At 59.1% G+C, this 18,084-nt stretch carries 14 protein-coding genes; 9 read left to right on the top strand and 5 right to left on the bottom strand.

Features of this window, described 5'->3' with window-relative positions; all coding sequences use genetic code 11:
* Positions 1-24 precede the first annotated feature (24 nt).
* From B195_RS12510 to B195_RS12500, 3 genes are all read left to right on the top strand, one after another.
* Positions 25-1,431: an FAD-binding oxidoreductase gene (locus B195_RS12510; protein ID WP_003445854.1), complete on the top strand. Its 1,407-nt coding sequence runs from the start codon at positions 25-27 to the stop codon at positions 1,429-1,431.
* Between the two features lie 30 nt (positions 1,432-1,461).
* Complete coding sequence (locus B195_RS12505; protein WP_003445853.1) at positions 1,462-1,803, top strand: cupin domain-containing protein; 342 nt, start codon at positions 1,462-1,464, stop codon at positions 1,801-1,803.
* Positions 1,804-1,873: 70 nt separating this feature from the next.
* Positions 1,874-2,953 (top strand): polyamine ABC transporter substrate-binding protein, encoded by a 1,080-nt coding sequence (locus B195_RS12500; RefSeq protein ID WP_003445852.1) that lies wholly within the window; start codon positions 1,874-1,876, stop codon positions 2,951-2,953.
* Here B195_RS12500 and B195_RS12495 read toward each other — a convergent pair whose 3' ends face one another.
* From B195_RS12495 to B195_RS12475, 5 genes are all read right to left on the bottom strand, one after another.
* Positions 2,954-3,928 (bottom strand): NAD(P)-dependent oxidoreductase, encoded by a 975-nt coding sequence (locus tag B195_RS12495; protein ID WP_037001812.1) that lies wholly within the window; start codon positions 3,926-3,928, stop codon positions 2,954-2,956. It lies immediately after the preceding gene.
* Positions 3,929-3,948: 20 nt separating this feature from the next.
* Positions 3,949-5,244: an MFS transporter gene (locus B195_RS12490; RefSeq protein ID WP_003445850.1), complete on the bottom strand. Its 1,296-nt coding sequence runs from the start codon at positions 5,242-5,244 to the stop codon at positions 3,949-3,951.
* Between the two features lie 63 nt (positions 5,245-5,307).
* Positions 5,308-6,261: a sugar kinase gene (locus tag B195_RS12485; RefSeq protein ID WP_003445848.1), complete on the bottom strand. Its 954-nt coding sequence runs from the start codon at positions 6,259-6,261 to the stop codon at positions 5,308-5,310.
* Positions 6,254-7,036: a sugar phosphate isomerase/epimerase gene (locus tag B195_RS12480; RefSeq protein ID WP_003445846.1), complete on the bottom strand. Its 783-nt coding sequence runs from the start codon at positions 7,034-7,036 to the stop codon at positions 6,254-6,256. Before B195_RS12480 ends, B195_RS12485 begins: the two co-directional genes overlap by 8 nt.
* A gap of 82 nt (positions 7,037-7,118) precedes the next feature.
* Positions 7,119-8,144, bottom strand: coding sequence for a LacI family DNA-binding transcriptional regulator (locus B195_RS12475; protein ID WP_003445845.1), 1,026 nt, complete (start codon positions 8,142-8,144; stop codon positions 7,119-7,121).
* 727 nt (positions 8,145-8,871) lie between these two features.
* On the opposite strand from B195_RS12475, the gene B195_RS12470 reads away from it, so the two are divergent.
* The 6 genes from B195_RS12470 (at position 8,872) to B195_RS12445 (ending at position 17,157) form a co-directional block, all read left to right on the top strand.
* Positions 8,872-10,314, top strand: coding sequence for a serralysin family metalloprotease (locus tag B195_RS12470; RefSeq protein ID WP_003445844.1), 1,443 nt, complete (start codon positions 8,872-8,874; stop codon positions 10,312-10,314).
* 57 nt (positions 10,315-10,371) lie between these two features.
* Entirely contained in the window at positions 10,372-10,764 is a 393-nt protein-coding gene (locus B195_RS12465) for an AprI/Inh family metalloprotease inhibitor (RefSeq protein WP_003445843.1), read from the top strand.
* Positions 10,765-10,886: 122 nt separating this feature from the next.
* A complete protein-coding gene (locus tag B195_RS12460; protein ID WP_003445841.1) occupies positions 10,887-12,611 on the top strand; it encodes a type I secretion system permease/ATPase in 1,725 nt (574 codons plus the stop codon).
* On the top strand, positions 12,608-13,930 hold the full coding sequence (locus tag B195_RS12455; protein ID WP_003445839.1) for an HlyD family type I secretion periplasmic adaptor subunit: 1,323 nt from the start codon (positions 12,608-12,610) through the stop codon (positions 13,928-13,930). The genes B195_RS12460 and B195_RS12455 overlap by 4 nt, the downstream gene beginning before the upstream one ends.
* Positions 13,931-13,943: 13 nt before the next feature.
* Entirely contained in the window at positions 13,944-15,293 is a 1,350-nt protein-coding gene (locus tag B195_RS12450; protein WP_003445837.1) for a TolC family outer membrane protein, read from the top strand.
* Between the two features lie 16 nt (positions 15,294-15,309).
* Positions 15,310-17,157, top strand: a complete 1,848-nt coding sequence (locus B195_RS12445) for a hypothetical protein (RefSeq protein WP_003445835.1) — start codon at positions 15,310-15,312, stop codon at positions 17,155-17,157.
* Positions 17,158-18,084: the final 927 nt, after the last annotated feature.

Below are 18,084 nucleotides of genomic sequence, written 5' to 3'. Positions count from 1 at the left end.
CTTTGAAGCAGTGTGGAGTCGGTGATGCCAGCATGGCGCTCAATCAGTTTATGGATGGACCAGCTCGGGGATGAGCTTGCTCCCCGACCGGCGCTCGAACACGACCTGGACGTCGATGTGGCCATCATCGGCGCCGGTTACACCGGGCTCTGGACCGCGTACTACCTCAAGCGCCATGCGCCGCAACTGAACATTGCCATTGTTGAAGCGCAAACGGCGGGCTTTGGCGCCTCCGGTCGCAACGGCGGCTGGCTGATGGGCAATTTGCTGGGCGAGGACCGGTTGCTGGCGGGCTTGTCTGCCGAGCAGCGTCGGGCCTCCTTCGATTTGCTGCACGGCATACCTGATGAAGTGAAAAACGTCATCGATCGTGAAGGCATCGACTGCGATTACCGCAAAGGGGGCGCTTTGTATTGCGCGGCCCGTTACCCCGAGCAAGAAGCCAGTCTGCGCAGTTATCTGGCCAGCCTCTACGCCCAGGGCTTGAACGAATCCGACTACCGCTGGCTGAGCCCGGGCGAACTGGCGCAACAGATCCGCGTCGCCAGGCCCTATGGCGGCATCTTCACTCCCCATGTTGCAACCATTCACCCGGCCAGACTGGTACGCGGCCTGGCCCGCGCCGTTGAGCGCATGGGGGTGCAGATATTCGAGCAAAGCCCGGTCACGCAATGGCAGTCGGGCCAGGTGGTCACAGCCAAAGCCCGGGTGCGCAGCCGTTGGGTGGTGCCGGCCGTGGAAGGCTACGCCAATACCCTGCCAACCCTGGGCCGCTATCAACTGCCGGTACAGAGCCTGCTGGTGGCCACAGAGCCTTTGTCCCAGGCCGTGTGGGACGAGATCGGACTGTCCCGGGGCCAGGCCTTCAGCGAGAGCAGCCGTCAGGTCACTTACGGCCAGCGCACGGTGGATAACCGCCTGGTGTTCGGTGCGCGGGGCGGTTATCAGTTTGGCGGACGCCTGCGAGGCAATTTCGACCTCAGCGAAAGCGAAATTGAACTGCGCCGTTATTTGTTTGGCGAACTGTTCCCGCAGCTTAAAGACGTGCGTATCAGCCATGCCTGGGGCGGCAATCTGGGCATGTCGCGGCGGTTTCAGCCACACATGCTCTGTGATCGCCAGCAAGGCATCGCCCTGGCCGGCGGGTATGGCGGCGAAGGGGTAGGCGCCAGTCATCTGGGCGGCCGCACCCTGGCCGACCTGATTTTGCAACGCGACACCCTCGAGGTGAAACAGCCCTGGGTGTTGACCGAAGGCGGACTCGCTGCGCTCAAGGCCTGGGAGCCGGAGCCCTGCCGCTGGCTGGGTTACAACGCAATTATCCGCAGCTTCGTCTACGAAGACCAAACCCTGGCCAACCCCCACAGCTCGCCCTTGCGTCGGCGCCTGGCCAGCCGCGTGGCCGGGTTTATGGAAGGTTTCATGCAGTAATTAAACGTCGTCTTGATCAGGAAGCATTTCATGAGCATCACTCAATTCAAAAACACGGCCCTGGTACCGCTAACAGAGTCCTTCCCGGTGGCCGTGCCGCTGGGTACGCCGGTGGCTATCACCTCGGTCACCTGTGTCGAGCGTAACGACGGGGTCGAAACCGGCATCTGGGAATGCACGCCGGGTCGCTGGCGCCGACAGATTGTGGCGCAAGAGTTTTGTCACTTCATTCAAGGGCGCTGCACCTTTACTCCGGATGACGGAGAAACCCTGACCATAGAAGCAGGGGATGCACTGATGTTGCCTGCCAACAGCACCGGCATCTGGGACATTCAGGAGACCGTGCGCAAGACCTATGTCCTGATCCTGTAAGCCTTTGCTCACTTAAAACTGCCGATACCTGCCTATAAAAAAGCTGCCAGAACATGCAAGGAATCGAATCATGATCCGTATGACCCTGTTGCCCCTGATGTTGGCCGGGACTTTGTGTCAGGCCGCCGAGACCGTGAAGGTCTATAACTGGTCCGACTACATCGCACCCGACACGATGAAGAACTTTTCCCGTGATTCCGGAGTTGCGTTTACCTACGACCTGTTTGACAGCAACGAGACCCTGGACGGCAGGTTGATGACCGGCAATTCCGGGTATGACGTGGTGTTTCCATCCAACCACTTTATGGCCCGGCAGATTCAGGGCGGGGCCCTGAAGAAGCTCGACAGAAGCCAGTTGCCCAACTGGAAAAACCTCAACCCGGTGCTGCTCAAGGCGCTGGAGGTCAACGATCCGGGGAACCAGCACGGTTTTCCGTACCTGTGGGGCAGTACCGGTATCGGCTACAACGTGGCCAAGGTCAAAGCGGTGCTGGGCGAGAATGCCCCGGTGGATTCCTGGGACCTGATTTTCAAGCCTGAAAACATGGAAAAGCTCAGTAAATGCGGGGTCGCGATACTGGACAACGGTCCGGAAGTGCTGCCCGCGGCGCTGAATTACCTGGGCTTGCCCCATCACAGCAAGAACCCGCAGGACTACAAAAAAGCCGAAGCGCTGCTGATGAAAGTGCGGCCCTATATCAGCTACTTTCACTCGTCCAAGTACACCAGCGACCTGGCCAACGGCAATATTTGTGTGGCGGTAGGCTTTTCAGGAGACATTCTGCAGGCCGAAACCCGGGCCAAAGAGGCCAGTAACGGGGTGGATATCGGTTATTCGATACCTAAGGAAGGTGCGGCGATCTGGTTTGATATGGTGGCCATGCCCGTCGACGCGCCGGACGAGAAGGCCGCTTACAGCTTCATGAACTACTTGCTGCGCCCGGACGTGATGGCCGGTATCACCAACTATGTGCATTACGCCAATGGCAACGAACAGGCCGATGCCCTGGTCAGCCCCGAGATCAAGGCTGACACCAAGGTCTATCCAACGGCGGCGATGATGGACAAGCTGTTTGCCCTCCAGGCCATGCCGTTGAATATCGACCGCATCCGCACGCGGCTATGGACCAAAATCAAGGCCGGTGAATGATCAGCCCAGTGCTTGTGGGTTAACCAGGTTGGCCGGGCGTTCACCGGCCAGTGCCGCCAGCAGATTATCGACCGCACAGCGGGCCATGGCTTCGCGGGTTTCGTGGGTGGCCGAACCTATGTGCGGGGTGGCCACCACGTTATCCAGCTGCCGTAGCGGCGAGGTCAGCTCCAGCGGTTCGCGCTCGAACACATCCAGCCCGGCTGCGCGAATCTGGCCCTCTTGCAAGGCCTGAATCAGTGCCGCTTCGTCCACCACCTTGCCCCGGGAGATATTGATAAAGATGCTCTCGGGGCGCATCAGGGCAAATTGCTCTGCGCCGATCAAGCCTTCGGTTTGCGCGGTCAGGGGCAGGGTCAGGCAGATAAAGTCGGCTTGCTGCAACAGTTCATCGAGGCTGCGGTACTGCGCGTTGAAGCGTGCCTCTACTGCAGGTTTTGGCGAATTGCTGTGGTAGATCACCGGCATGCCGAAGCCAAAGTGGCCGCGCTGGGCCAGGGCTTCGCCGATGCGGCCCATGCCAATGATGCCCAGGGTTTTGCCATGCACGTCGGTGCCGAACTGCTCGGGGCCGACGTTTTTTTGCCACTGGCCATTGCGCACCAGGTTGGCCAGCTCCACCACGCGCCGGGCGCTGGCCAGAATCAGGGCGAAACCGGTGTCGGCCGTGGTTTCGGTGAGCACGTCGGGGGTGTTGGTGAGCAGGACTTTGCGCTCGGTCAGGTAGTCGATGTCGTAGTTATCAACCCCCACCGAAACGCTGGCCACGGCCTCCAGTGCCGGTGCCAGATCCAGCAGCTGCGCATCCAGCCTGAGGCTGGCCCCCAGCAATCCCTGGGCCTGGGGCAGGGCCGCCCGCAGTTGCTCCAGGCCCTGGGCATCAAGGCGCTTGATCAGGGTGACATTGACCTGATCTTCCAGGCGTTGCATCAGGGGCGCGGACAGTTCTTTGTACAGCACGACATTCTTTTTCAAGGTATTCACCGACGTTGAAATCAAGAGTGGGCCAGACCCTGCGTAGCCAATTGCTTGGGCGCAGGGGTGTCATTGACCGTGGGTTTGAGCATCAGGGTCAGCAGCACGGAAATCATCAGCGCGCCGCTCATCAACAGGAAGGAAGCTCCCGGTGAACCGGTCTCGCTGTTCAGGTATCCGACCAGATAGGAGCCGGCAAACGAACCCAGGGCCCCCATGCTGTTAATCAGCGCCATGGCGCCCCCGGCCACGTTGGACGGCAGTATTTCCGGGATGATGGCGAAAAACGGACCGTAGGGTGCATACATGCAGGCACCGGCAATCACCAGCAGGCTGTAGGACCACCAGAAGTGTTCCGCACCCAGCACGTAGGAGCCGTAGAAGGCGATGGAGGCGATCAGCAGCGGCGGCCAGACGAAGCGTTTGCGTTTTTGCAGTTTGTCCGAGCCCCACGACACCACGAGCATCGCGATCACTGCAGCCAGATAGGGCAGGGCCGAGAGCCAGCCGGCCTCGATCATGTCCATCTGCGCGCCGTGTTTGAGAATCGACGGCAGCCACAGGACAAAACCGTACACCCCGATGCTCCAGCAGAAGAACTGCAAGGACAGCAGGATCACTTTTGGCGAGCGGAAGGCCGCAGCGTAGTTTTTTACCGGTTTCATTCCGACCTGTTCGGCATCCAGCGCGCTTTGCAGGTCGTGTTTCTCTTGAGTGCTGAGCCATTTGGCTTCGCTTGGACGGTCATCGGCCAGGCGCCACCAGATAAATGCCCAGAGCACAGCAGGCAGGCCCTCGACGATAAACATCCAGCGCCAGCTGTAATGCTGCACCAGGTAGCCCGAGACCACCGACATCCAGAGCATGGTGACCGGGTTGCCGAGAATCAGGAAGGTGTTGGCGCGCGAGCGTTCGGCACGGGTGAACCAGTGGCACAGGTACACCAGCATTGCCGGCATGACTGCGGCTTCAACCACTCCGAGCATGAAGCGAATGGCAATCAGGCTGTAGGCGTTGGACACCACGCCGGTCAGGGTCGCCAGGCTGCCCCAGAGGATCAGGCTGACGAATATCAGTTTCTTGACGCTGTTTTTCTGCGCATAAATCGCCCCCGGGACCTGGAAGAAGAAATACCCGAGGAAGAACAGGGCGCCGAGCAACGACGACAGCCCGGGAGTGATGTTGAGGTCTTCGGCCATGCCGGAGGCCGCAGCAAACCCGTAGTTAGCCCGGTCCAGGTAGGCCAGGCTGTAGGTGATAAATACGATCGGCATGATGTACCACCAACGACGGGCGGCGAGTTTTAACGAGTGCATGGTGGTGCTCCTGAGCTTGTTTTTTTGTCGCAGCAGGTAACGGGTGCAGCAAAATCACGGTGTTTATTCGGGCGCAGTCTGCGCGTTGTGGTGCGTCAGTTCGGCCCGGGTCGGTAGCCCTTCCATATCGCCACGGCTTTGCACGGCACGGCTGCCAACCCAGTTGCCACGCTGCACGGCTTCGGCAAAGTCGAGGTTTTCCAGCAAGGCACTGATGACGCCCACAGCAAAGCCATCGCCGGCGCCAACGGTGTCAATCACCTGGGCAACCGGTACGGCGGGCACGAATTGTTCAAGCTCGGCGGTGCGCCAGTAAGCGCCCTTGGCTCCCAGCTTGATGATCACCGCTTCTGCTCCTTGGTCGAGGTAGAACGCAGCGATGTCGCCCGGATCGTCGTAGCCAGTCAGCAACCGGCCCTCGCTCAGCCCTGGCAGTACCCAGTCGGCGTGGGCGGCTAGGGCGTTGATGTCGCGAATCATTTGCTGCTCGCTGGCCCATAGCGACGGTCGCAGGTTGGGATCGAACGACACACTGTTGCCGGCTTTGCGCATGGACTTCATCAGCTCAAAGGACAATTCATTGCAACTGGCCGAGAGGGCTGGAGGAATGCCGGTGGCGTGCAAATGGCGGGCATCGAGCAATTGCGGGGTAATGGCGTCGAGGCCCAGATGACTGGCGGCCGAACCGCGGCGGAAATACTCCACTTGCGGATCGCTGCCGTCATCTACCCGTGACTTGAGTTGAAAACCGGTGGGGTGCTGCGGGTCGATGGCCACGTGCTGGCAGTCCAGCCCTTCGGCTTGCAGGGTGTTGCGCACGAAACGGCCGAGGGAATCGTTGCCTACGCGGCTCAGCCATTTAACATTGAAACCCAGGCGGGCCAGGCCGATGGCGACGTTGCTGTCGGCCCCGGCAATACGTTTGTGAAACAGCTCGACCTGGTCCAGATCGCCGCAGTGTTCAGCCACCCACATGGCCATGGTTTCGCCAAACGACAACACATCAAACTTAGACATGGCTCAGCTCCTGTTGCTGTTGGCTCAGTTTGGCCAGTACCGCGACATGCTCTTTGGTCAGCCGGTCGAGGTCGCTGCCCTGCAGCGGATATTCGACGGCGCGGGTCAGGCCATGGGGCATGTGGGTCATCAGTTGCTGCCACATTTGCAGGTCGGTGACGGTTGGTGCTATGGCAATCAGCTTGCCGTCCGGGCGCCGGGCCACGCCTTTGCAGTGCAGGTAGCTGACATAACGGCCGAGCAGGCGGGCGGCGGTGCCGGCTGACTGGTCCTGCCACTGCCAGTTACCAATGTCGAAGGTCATGCTGATCGGGGCTTGCTGTTGATCGACCTTGTCGAAGAAACGCTGCATTGGCTCGATCCGCCCGCCCTGGGACGTCTGGTCGTTTTCTACCAGCAATTTCACGGACTGCTGGTTCAGGCAGGCAGCCAGGTTTTGCAGATCGCAGTGTTCGGTGAAATAGCCCAGTGAGACTTTCAGCCATTTCGCACCGAAGGCATGGGCCCGCTGCAGGGTGGCGATCAATTGTGGATTGGGGCGCGACTGCCCGGCTTCCCACAGCTCCATTGGCGAAGAGAACACGCACTCAAGTCCGTGCTGCTGCACGGCCTGGCTGAAGGCTACCGGGTCTTCGCCGGTGAGCAATTCTTCCCGCAGCTCGATGCGGGTTGCACCGGCATTGGCCAGTACCTCGATGAAGCTGTGTTGTCCGCGCTGGCGAACCAGGTCGGCGCCGTAGCTCGACAGGCTGATGGATACGGGAAATGTGGTCATTGTCATTAATCTCTGAAACCGGTTTCATTTTGTTGTTAGGAAGTGCCGCAGGCTTAAACAGGCAACCGGCGGCAATAAAGCGTCAGGTAGCAGGGCGTTGGGTGGAGCCGCGCTTGATCAGGCTTGCAGCAAAATCCAGGACCCGAGCGGGTGCCTTGTCGCCCTTGAGGCGTCTGAGCAGGCAGTCAAAAGCGCTGGCGCCAATCTGTTGCGTGGGTTGGGCGAGGGCTGTGATACCGCTGCCGACCAGAGGGAACCATTCCAGGTCATCCAGGGCGATCAGGCCGGCATCCTCGAACAAGCGACAGTTCAACTCGCGCAAGATATGGGTGCAGGCCAGCGCGGCCACGCCATTGGCACAAAACAGTGCCTTGGGGCCGTTGCCGGGGGTTTGCAGGAAGGACTGGATGTCGGCCCGCAGTTGCGTACCGGTTTGCACCACGGCACCACGCAATGCCGGGCGTGCAGCCAGTTGCGTGGTGAAGCTGTGAATGCGCTCGATCCGTGAGCTGGTGCCATCAACGGGCTCGCTGACCAGCAACAGATCGCGGTAGCCCTGTTGCTCAAGGTGGTCAAGGGCAATGCGCACGGCATGGGCGTTATCGAGGCCGACCAGATCGGTTTGCAGTTGCTCGACCTTGCGATCGATCAGGACGATGGGCATTTCCTGATGCAGCTGTTGCAGGGCCACAGGATCATGGCCGAGGGTGTTAAGGATCAGGCCTTCGATATTGTAAGAGCGCAGGGCAGCGAGATGCTGGCGCTCCTGTTCATCGTTGCGGTCGGTGTTGCACACAACCAGGTTGTAACCGTGCTGCCGGCAGGCGGTTTCGACCCCATGCATTACTGCAATCGAGTAGGGGTTGCGGATATCGGCCACCAGCATGCCGATCAGCCGGGTGCGTCCGCGTTTCAAGCCGCGGGCCATTTGATTGGGCCGGTAGCCCAGCTCGTTGATTGCCCGTTCGATACGCTGGCTGATGGCTTCGGACAGCAAGGCGCGGTCTTCGCCGATAAAACGCGACACGCTGGCCTTGGATACACCGGCAAGTCGGGCAACATCAAGCATGGTCACGCGGGTGCGCTGGGCGGCAGAAAAACTGTTCACGGCCTGAAACCTTTTATTTGAGTTATCGCAGGCGATTTCGCGTGAGGGCGCTGAAACCGGTTTCAGGGAAACTCAAATCACCGGTTCGAGTCAAGTGCCGTTTGTAATATCGGTGCCCTGGACCTGGGTTGCAGGGAGCGATTTTGCCTCGCGATGCAGGCGACGGGGCATACCTGCAGGATCGCGCTGATGCCATCGCGGGCAAGCCCGCTCCCACAGTGGTGGGGTGTGGGTGTGGGGTGTCTGCTGTAGGAGCGAGCTTGCCTCGCGATGCAGGCGACGGGGCATACCTGCAGGATCGTGGTGATGCCATCGCGGGCAAGCCCGCTCCCACAAGTGTGGAATGTGAGGTGTGGGGTGCCTGCTGTATTTTGGTTAATTAAAAACCCTATATAAAGACGAACTGGCGACAGGTTTATTTAAATAAAAAAGTGCTGACCGGTCAGTCATGTTGCAAAAGGCCATTATCGACAAAATCGCTATTGTTATTCCTCAAGTGAATATGATGATTCTAATATTCGATGACTGAAAAAAATATTTCCCGGGGTGTTCAATGTTTGCTGTTGTTTATCCGGCTCTGGAGTTTTGATGGCAAAAAAACACTGGACTAAATATTTCGACTTGTGTCAGTTTCGCCCGGCCATAAACGGCGAGTGATAGGACGATCTCGCCATGGGGTCGTCGTGGTCTGTCAAAATTTTCTACTGTTAAACAAGGAAGTGTTTACATGTCGAAACTTAAAGAGAAAGCGTTACTGTCGGTTGGCCAGAGTCAGGCCGCAATCAGCAGCAGTTCCGCTTTTACCCAGATTGATAACTTCAGTCACTTCTATGACCGCGGCGATCATCTGGTCAACGGCAAGCCTTCGTTGACCACCGATCAGGCGGCTGATCAGCTGACGCGTTCCGGTACCAGTTGGCATGACCTTAACGGCGACGGTGTGATCAACCTCAGCTACAGCTTCCTCACAGCGCCACCTGTGGGCTATGCCACCCGTGGCCTGGGCACGTTCGGCCAATTCTCGGCGCTGCAAAAGGAACAGGCCAAGCTGTCGCTGGAATCCTGGGCCGACGTGGCCAAAGTGACCTTCACCGAAGGGCCGGCTGCCCGTGGCGATGACGGCCATATGACCTTTGCCAATTTCAGTGCCAGCAATGGCGGCGCGGCCTTTGCCTACCTGCCAAACAGCGCCCGCAAAGGCGAGTCGTGGTATCTGATCAACAAGGACTATGAGGTCAACAAGACACCGGGCGAGGGCAACTACGGCCGTCAAACCCTGACCCATGAAATCGGGCACACCCTGGGGTTGTCGCACCCGGGTGACTACAACGCGGGTAATGGCAACCCCACCTATCGCGATGCGGTCTATGGCGAAGACACCCGTGCCTACAGCGTGATGAGCTACTGGAGTGAAAGTAAAACCGGTCAGCACTTCACCAACAGCGGTGAAGGTGCCTACGCATCAGCACCGCAGATGGATGATATTGCAGCCATCCAGAAGCTGTACGGTGCCAACCTGCAAACCCGTGCCGAGGACACCGTTTATGGCTTCAACTCCACGGCGGACCGTGATCACTACAGCGCAACTTCAGCCAGCGACAAGCTGATTTTCTCGGTGTGGGATGGCGGCGGCAACGACACCCTGGACTTCTCGGGTTTCAGCCAGAACCAGAAGATCAACCTCACTGCCGGTTCGTTCTCCGACGTCGGTGGCATGACCGGTAACGTCTCGATTGCCCAGGGCGTAATTATCGAAAACGCCATTGGCGGCGCGGGCAACGACCTGTTGATCGGTAACAGCGCCGATAACGTGCTCAAGGGCGGTGCCGGTAACGACATCATCTACGGCGCCGGTGGTGCCGACACCTTGTGGGGCGGCACAGGGGCCGATGTGTTTGTGTTCGCAGCGGTGTCAGACTCAGCGCCGCAGGCAGCCGACATCATCATGGACTTCCAGTCCGGTATCGACAAAATTGACGTCTCGGCCATCAGCAACCTGGCCGCTCTGAATTTTGTCGATACCTTCACCGGCCATGCCGGTGAAGCGATCGTCAGCTACGACCAGGCCAGTAATCTGGGGCACTTTGCCGTCGACTTCAGCGGTCACGCTGTGGCCGATTTCCTGGTGAACACCGTGGGCCAAATGGCAACGTACGACATCGTCGTTTAAGTCAGCCGCTGGATGGGCAGCGCGCAAGCGCTGCCTTTTGCCTGGAATTCCACACCCATGCACAACACGCGAAGAGCATTCAGGTTTTTCAAGGCAACGGGCTATGTCGCCGCATTGCTGACCTTCACCATAGAGAGCGCCATGGCCAATTCCCTGTTGTTACTGAGCCCTGCGCAACTGGCGGGCAGCTGGACCTTTTACCCCCAGGATGACGCCACACAGGCCTGTCAGGTGCAACTGGTTGCCGACAAAACCTTCAGCCCTGAAATCAAATGTCTTGAAGTCTGGCTGGGGCAAGCGCCCGCGAGCTGGTCTGCGACCCCGGACGGGATATTTCTGATGGGCAAGGACGGCACGGATCTGGTGCATATGGATCGTATTGAACCCGGTCTTTATGAAGCGCAACTGGCGGGGAGCAAAGTTCTGATGATGAAACGGTTGCCTGAATAAAGCGGGCGCAAGCATTTATTAAAAATCGTAAAGCGCTGCGTGGGCAGATCAGTGGCTGGTTTAATCTGCGTAGCAGTTTTACGTGTTTGGGTACTACCTGATTTATTCATCAAGGAAGATGCATGAAGCGGCTGAACAATACGCCTGTCGCACCGTTAATACATGCGCTGGCTGACTATAAAAGTATTTTGATCAGCGTCGGCTGTTTTACGGCCTTGATCAATATATTAATGCTGGTGCCGTCCATTTATATGTTGCAGGTGTATGACCGGGTTTTGTCTTCGCAAAACACCACGACGCTGGCCATGTTGTCATTAATGGTCGTGGGTTTTTTTATCTTTATCGGGATGCTTGAAACGGTCCGTAGTTTTATTGTTATCCGCATCGGTAGTCAGTTGGAGCGCCGCTTCAACCAACAGGTGTACCGGGCGGCATTCGAACGCAACCTGCTCAACGGTCAGGCCCAGGCCGGCCAGGCGCTGGGTGATCTGACCCTGATTCGTCAATTTGTCACTGGCCCCGCGCTGTTTGCGTTCTTCGATGCGCCGTGGTTTCCGATTTATCTGTTTGTGATCTATGGGTTCAATCTCTGGCTTGGGGTGCTGGCCACGGCCGGTGCCGTGCTGTTAATTGGCCTGGCGTGCATCAACGAACTCATGACCCGCCAGTCTCTGGCCCGGGCCAGCGTCTACTCCCAGCAATCCAGCCAACTGGCCAGCAGCCATCTGCACAACGCCGAGACCATTCAGGCAATGGGCATGCTGAGTGTGTTGCGCAAGCGCTGGTTCAACCTGCATTCGCGGTTTCTGGCTGAACAGAACAAGGCCAGTGACACCGGGGCCGTGATCGGCTCCATCAGCAAAACATTGCGTTTATGCCTGCAATCGCTGGTGCTCGGCCTTGGCGCCTGGCTGGTGATTGAGGGCCAGATGAGCGCCGGGATGATGATTGCCGGTTCCATCCTGATGGGCCGGGTATTGAGCCCCATCGATCAGTTGATTGGCGTGTGGAAACAATGGAGTTCGGCACGACTTGCCTACCAGCGACTGGACAGCCTGCTTGGCCAGCATCCGGTCACCCAGGACAACATGACATTGCCTGCGCCCAAGGGGCAGGTGAGCTTCGAGCAGGTCAGTGCCGCGCCGCCGGGCAAGCGGCTGGCGACCTTGCAGCAGGTCAGTTTCAGCCTCAACCCCGGGGAAGTGCTGGGCGTGCTGGGAGCTTCCGGTTCCGGCAAGTCGACGCTGGCCCGGGTGCTGGTGGGTGTATGGCCAACGCTGGCCGGCACCGTGCGCCTGGACGCTGCCGATATCCATCAGTGGAATCGCGACCAGCTCGGCCCCCACCTCGGTTATTTGCCCCAGGACATCGAGCTGTTCAGTGGCAGTATTGCCGAAAACATCGCGCGTTTCCGCGAGGCCGATGCGCAGCTAGTGGTTGAAGCGGCGCGCCAGGCCGGGGTGCACGAAATGATCCTGCGCCTGCCCCAGGGGTACGACACGCTGCTGGGGGATGCAGGCAGTGGTCTGTCCGGCGGTCAGAAACAACGGGTGGCGCTGGCCCGGGCCTTGTATGGCAGCCCCTGCCTGGTGGTGCTGGACGAACCCAATTCCAATCTCGATACGGTGGGCGATGCAGCGCTGAGCCGTGCCATTGCCCAACTCAAGGCTGACGGGCGCACGGTGGTGCTGGTGACCCATCGTTCCTCATCGTTGGCCCAGACCGACAAATTGCTGGTCCTCAATGAAGGCCGGACCCAGGCGTTCGGGCCCACGGCCGAGGTGCTCAAGGCATTGGCCGGTGCCCAGAAACCCACCAGCCTTAACCGCCAGAGTGCAGGCGCATGAGCAAGGACGCTCCGATCATGAGTGATAACCATCAGCCAGCACGGGGTGCAGGCTTTTACGTACGAATGGGCTGGGTCCTGACCATCGTCGGTGCGGGCAGTTTCTTTCTGTGGGCCAGCCTGGCGCCGCTGGACGAGGGGCTTGCCGTGCAAGGCACGGTGGTGGTGTCGGGCAAGCGCAAGGCCGTGCAGTCATTGGGGGCCGGGGTGGTGACTCAGATTCTGGTGCACGAAGGGCAGGCGGTGCATCAGGGGCAACCGTTGTTTCAACTGGACCCCACCCAGGTCGAGGCCGATGTGCAATCGCTGCGCGCGCAATACCGCATGGCCCGGGCCAGCGTTGCCCGCTGGCAAAGCGAGCGCGACAACTTGCAGCGGGTGAATTTCGGCCCCGAGTTGAGTCTCGATCCCGACCCGCGACTGGCCCTGGTGCTCGAAGGTCAGCAGCAATTGTTCAGCAGCCGTCGGGAGGCCTTTGCCCGCGAGCAGGCGGGGCTCAAGGCCAGCATTGAAGGGGCTGCGCAGCAGCTGTCGGGCATGCGCCGGGCACGGGGAGATCAATTGGCCCAGGCCGACTCCTTGCGTCAGCAGTTGAGCAATCTGCGACCGCTGGCAGAAAACGGCTACATCCCGCGTAACCGCTTGCTGGAGTACGAACGGCAGCTGTCGCAGATTCAGCAGGATCTTGCGCAAAACAGCGGCGAAAGCGGACGCATCGAGCAGGGCATTCTGGAGTCACGGCTCAAACTGGCGCAGCACATTGATGAGTACCAGAAGGAGGTCCGCAGCCAGTTGGCCGATGCCCGGCTCAAAAGCCTGACCCTGGAGCAGCAACTGGCGTCGGCCAGCTTTGATCTGCAACACAGTGAAATCACCGCACCGGCGGATGGCATTGCGGTCAACCTGGGGGTGCATACCGAGGGCGCCGTGGTGCGGGCAGGGGAAACCTTGCTGGAAATTGTGCCCCAGGACGCACGTCTGGAGGTGGAAGGGCGTCTGCCGGTGAACCTGGTGGACCGGGTGGGTAGCGCACTGGCGGTGGACATTCTGTTTACCGCATTCAATCAGAGCACTACGCCGCGGGTATCGGGTGAAGTCAGCCTGGTGTCGGCCGACCAGATGCTCGACGAGAAAACCGGCATGCCGTACTACGTGCTGCGCAGTACGGTCAGTGACCAGGCGCTGGAAAAGCTCAACGGACTGGTGATCAAACCCGGGATGCCGGCCGAGATGTTTGTGCGCACCGGCGAACGCTCGCTGCTCAACTACTTGTTCAAACCGCTGCTGGATCGCGCAGGTTCTGCGTTGACTGAGCGATAGGATGCTGCGACCGATGAAAACAGTTTTTAAAGTGAGCCTGGCTGCTGCGCTGTGGTTAAGCCTGGGTGCCAGCGCCCAGGCGATGGGACCTTTTGAGGTATACGAACAGGCGCTGCGCAATGATCCGACCTTTCTCGGGGCCATGAAGGAGCGCGACGCGGGGCTGGAAAACCGGATTATTGGCCGCGCCGGCCTGCTACCCAGGTTGTCCTATAGCTACAACAAGGGGCGCAACAACTCCCAGGCCACTTATTTGAACGAACGCGGTAACACCCATGAGGACCGCAACTACAACAGCTATGGCTCGACCTTTATGGTGCAGCAGCCACTGATCGACTACGAGGCCTACGCCAACTACCGCAAAGGTGTGGCCCAGGCCCTGTTTGCCGATGAAAGTTTTCGCAGCAAGAGTCAGGAGTTGTTGGTGCGTGTGCTGACGCACTACACCCAGGCCCTGTTTGCCCAGGATCAGATCGATATCGCCCGCGCCAAGAAAAAAGCCTACGAACAGCAGTTCCGGCAAAACCAGCAGATGTTTCAACAGGGCGAGGGCACCCGCACCGACATCCTTGAAGCCGAGTCGCGCTACGAACTGGCCACGGCCGAGGAGATCCAGGCCATTGATGAGCAGGACGCCGCCTTGCGCGAGCTGGGGGCGTTGATTGGCACTGAGTCGGTGAGCATCGAGCAGTTGCAGCCGCTGGCGGCGGCCTTCAACCCGTTACCGCTGGAGCCGGCCAACTTCGCCACCTGGCATGCCATGGCCCTGGCCAACAACCCGGAGCTGGCGTCGCAACGCGAGGCACTGGAGGTGGCGCGCTATGAGGTCGAGCGCAACCGCGCCGGCCATCTGCCCAAACTCAATGCCTATGCCAGCGTGCGCAAGATGGAGTCCGACAGCGGTAACACCTATAACCAGCGCTATGACACCAACACCATCGGCATTGAAGTCAGCCTGCCGCTCTATTCAGGGGGCGGGGTGTCGGCGTCGGTGCGTCAGGCCGGCAGCAATCTGGCCCGGGTGGAATATGAACTGGAAGGTAAAACCCGGGAAACCCTGATCGAACTGAGGCGCCAGTTCAACGCCTGTCTGTCGGGGGGGAACAAGTTGCGTGCCTATCAAAAAGCCCTGACCTCGGCGCAAGCGCTGGTGGTCTCTACCCGGCAAAGCATTCTGGGGGGCGAGCGGGTCAATCTTGATGCCTTGAACGCCGAGCAACAGCTCTACACCACGCGCCGGGATCTGGCACAAACCCGCTACGACTATTTATTGGCGTGGACCAAATTGCACTTTTACGCCGGCACGCTGGGCGAGCAGGATCTGGCACGGGTCGATGAGGCCTTTGTGCGTCCGTTTGATTAATCAGGAGAGTAAAACCATGGCAGTTTTTGACTACAAGGATGTAGGGTCAAACGTGTCTGCGGCACTGTTTAAAGATGCATTGGCGATCACGCTTTATAGCTACCACAACCTCGATAATGGCTTTGCCGTGGGCTACCAGAAAAATGGCATGGGTACCGGTCTGCCGGCCACCCTGGTCAAGGCCGTGCTCGGCGGCGTGGATTCACAGGGGGTGGTGCCGGGTATCCCGTGGAACCCGGACTCGGAAAAACTGGCCCGGGAAGCGGTGGAAAAAGCCGGCTGGAGCCCCATTAGCGCGCAGCAGCTGGGTTATGCAGGCAAAGTCGATCAGCGCGGGACATTTTTCGGTGAAAAGCCGGGCTATGACAGCGCCCAAGTGGAGATCCTCGGCAAGTACGACGCCGATGGGCAACTGACCGCTATCGGTATCGGTTTTCGCGGCACCAGCGGGCCACGTGAATCCTTGATTAGTGATTCCATCGGTGATGCCATCAGTGATTTGCTAGCCGCCATCGGGCCTGCCGATTACGCCAAAAATTACACCGGCAACGCCTTTGACAGCTTATTGGGCAAGGTCGCGGCCTTTGCCGGCAGCCAGGGTCTGGCAGGCAAGGATGTGCTGGTCAGCGGCCATAGCCTGGGCGGGCTGGCCGTCAATAGTCTGGCTGACTTGAGTGGCGATCATTGGTCAGGGTTTTATCGTGATGCCAGCTACATTGCCTTTGCCTCGCCGACGCAAAGTACCGTTACCTCCAATGTGCTGAATATCGGCTATGAGAACGATCCGGTGTTCCGCGCCCTCAACGGGTCGGACTTCAGCCTGTCATCCCTGGGAGTGCATGACGCCAATCAAGCGTCTGCCACCAACAACATTGTGAGTTTCAACGATCACTACGCATCTGTGGCGTGGAACCTGATGCCGTTTTCCATCGCCAATGTCTCGACCTGGGTCACTCACTTGCCCAGCGGCTACGAAAGCGGGATGAACCGTATTCTTGATTCGGCCTTCTATGACCTGACGCACAAGGACTCGACCATCGTGGTGGCCAACCTGTCCAACCCGGCGCGGGAAAATAACTGGGTACAGGATCTGAACCGCAACGCCGAGAAGCACACGGGCACTACCTTGATCATCGGCAGTGAGGGTAACGACCTGATCCAGGGCGGGCGAGGCAATGACTTTCTCGAAGGTCGCGATGGCAATGACAGCTTTCGCGACAGCGGTGGTTACAACATCATTCTGGGGGGCAAGGGGGTCAATACTCTGGACCTGCAGCAGTCCCTGAACCGGGTAGATGTAGTCAATGACGGACAGGGCACTTTGTATGTGCGCGACAACCATGGCGGTATCACCCTTGCCCGGGATATCAGCCTGTTAGTCAGCGATGAGCCCGGCTGGCTGGGGCTAAGCAAGGCGGTCAGCCATCGGGTTGCCGATGACGGTCTATGGGCCGGCAATAGCCGCACGGACTACACCCATTCGGTGAACGCAGGGCCGGGCGACAGCATCCTCAAGGCCGGTGATCACGGTGACTGGCTGCTGGGTCAGGGCGGCAACGATCATTTGCTTGGATCGGCGGGTAATGATGTGTTTATCGGTGGCGCTGGTGATGACCTGCTGGAATCGGTGGGTGGTAGCAATACCTTTGTCTTCAGCGGGCATTTCGGCAACGACACCTTGCTGGGCTATCAGCCCTCCGACCGCCTGGTTTTCCTGGGCGTGGAGGGTGGTCATGAGGCCGATTACCGGGCCCATGCCAGTGTGTCCGGCAATGACACCGTGCTGAGTTTTGGCAGTGACTCGGTGACTCTGGTTGGTGTGGGACTGGCCTCGCTGGTGGGTAGCGATATCGTTATCGCTTAGGGCCGAGCCTGCTCCCGGCGGTAGCCGCAGCCATAGAAAGCCGTGATACAGCACATGGATATGTGTGCGGTATTCCAGTTGCTTGAACCAGGTACATATCCGTTTTATGTATCACGACTTTTTACGGGTTTCGCCCTTACGGCGAGGCACTTTTGGCAAACGCCCCAAAAGTACCCAAAAGGTCTGCGCCCTACCATACGGCCGAGCTCGCCTAGGCTCGCCCGTTACCCTCACTCCGGCGCTGTTGTGGGGGCACGCCGTGACGGGCCATCCATGGCCCGGCACGGCTGGCTCGGCGTCCTGCCTCGCCACCCCCACATCAGCACCTGCGTTCGGCCTCCTGTGATGGGCATCCGCGTCGTTCCGGCTATCGAGTGGCGGCAGGGGCATCGTCTTTAAAAGCAAAAAGCAAAACAGCGCCTACAAGGTCGTTTTTGATCTGCTTTTGATCTGCTTTTGATTTGTTTTTGATCTTGATCTACTGGCCCCTTCGGGAGGCTGAGAGGAGGTTCTGCGTAGTGGTCCTCCCGGCATGGATGCCGGGAGAGCCGTGTTGGGCCATGGATGGCCCGTCACGGCGTGGCCACGGAGCGGGACCGCAGCGAAGGCCGTACGCTGGGGCAAGGCCTTTTTGCTTATTTTTGTGGTGGTCCGACACTCGGCTGTTTGACAAAAGTGAGCCGCCGTAAGGGCGGAACCCGTAGAAAACCGTGATACATCAAACGGATATGCACACGGTGGGATTTATAGATCTACCGAGTACATATCCGGCACAGGCGTTTATCTGAAATACAGGTTTCGCCCCCACAACAGCACCTGCGTTCGGCCTCCTGTGATGGGCATCCGCGTCGCTTCGACTATCCAGTGGCGGCAGGGACATCGTTTTTAAAAGCAACAAGCAAAAAGCAAAACAGCGACTACTGGATC

Origin of the sequence: Pseudomonas sp. Lz4W (assembly GCF_000346225.2) — a bacterium.
GTDB classification, from domain to species: Bacteria; Pseudomonadota; Gammaproteobacteria; order Pseudomonadales; family Pseudomonadaceae; genus Aquipseudomonas; species Aquipseudomonas paraversuta.
This window is presented reverse-complemented; position numbering and strand designations above follow the sequence as displayed.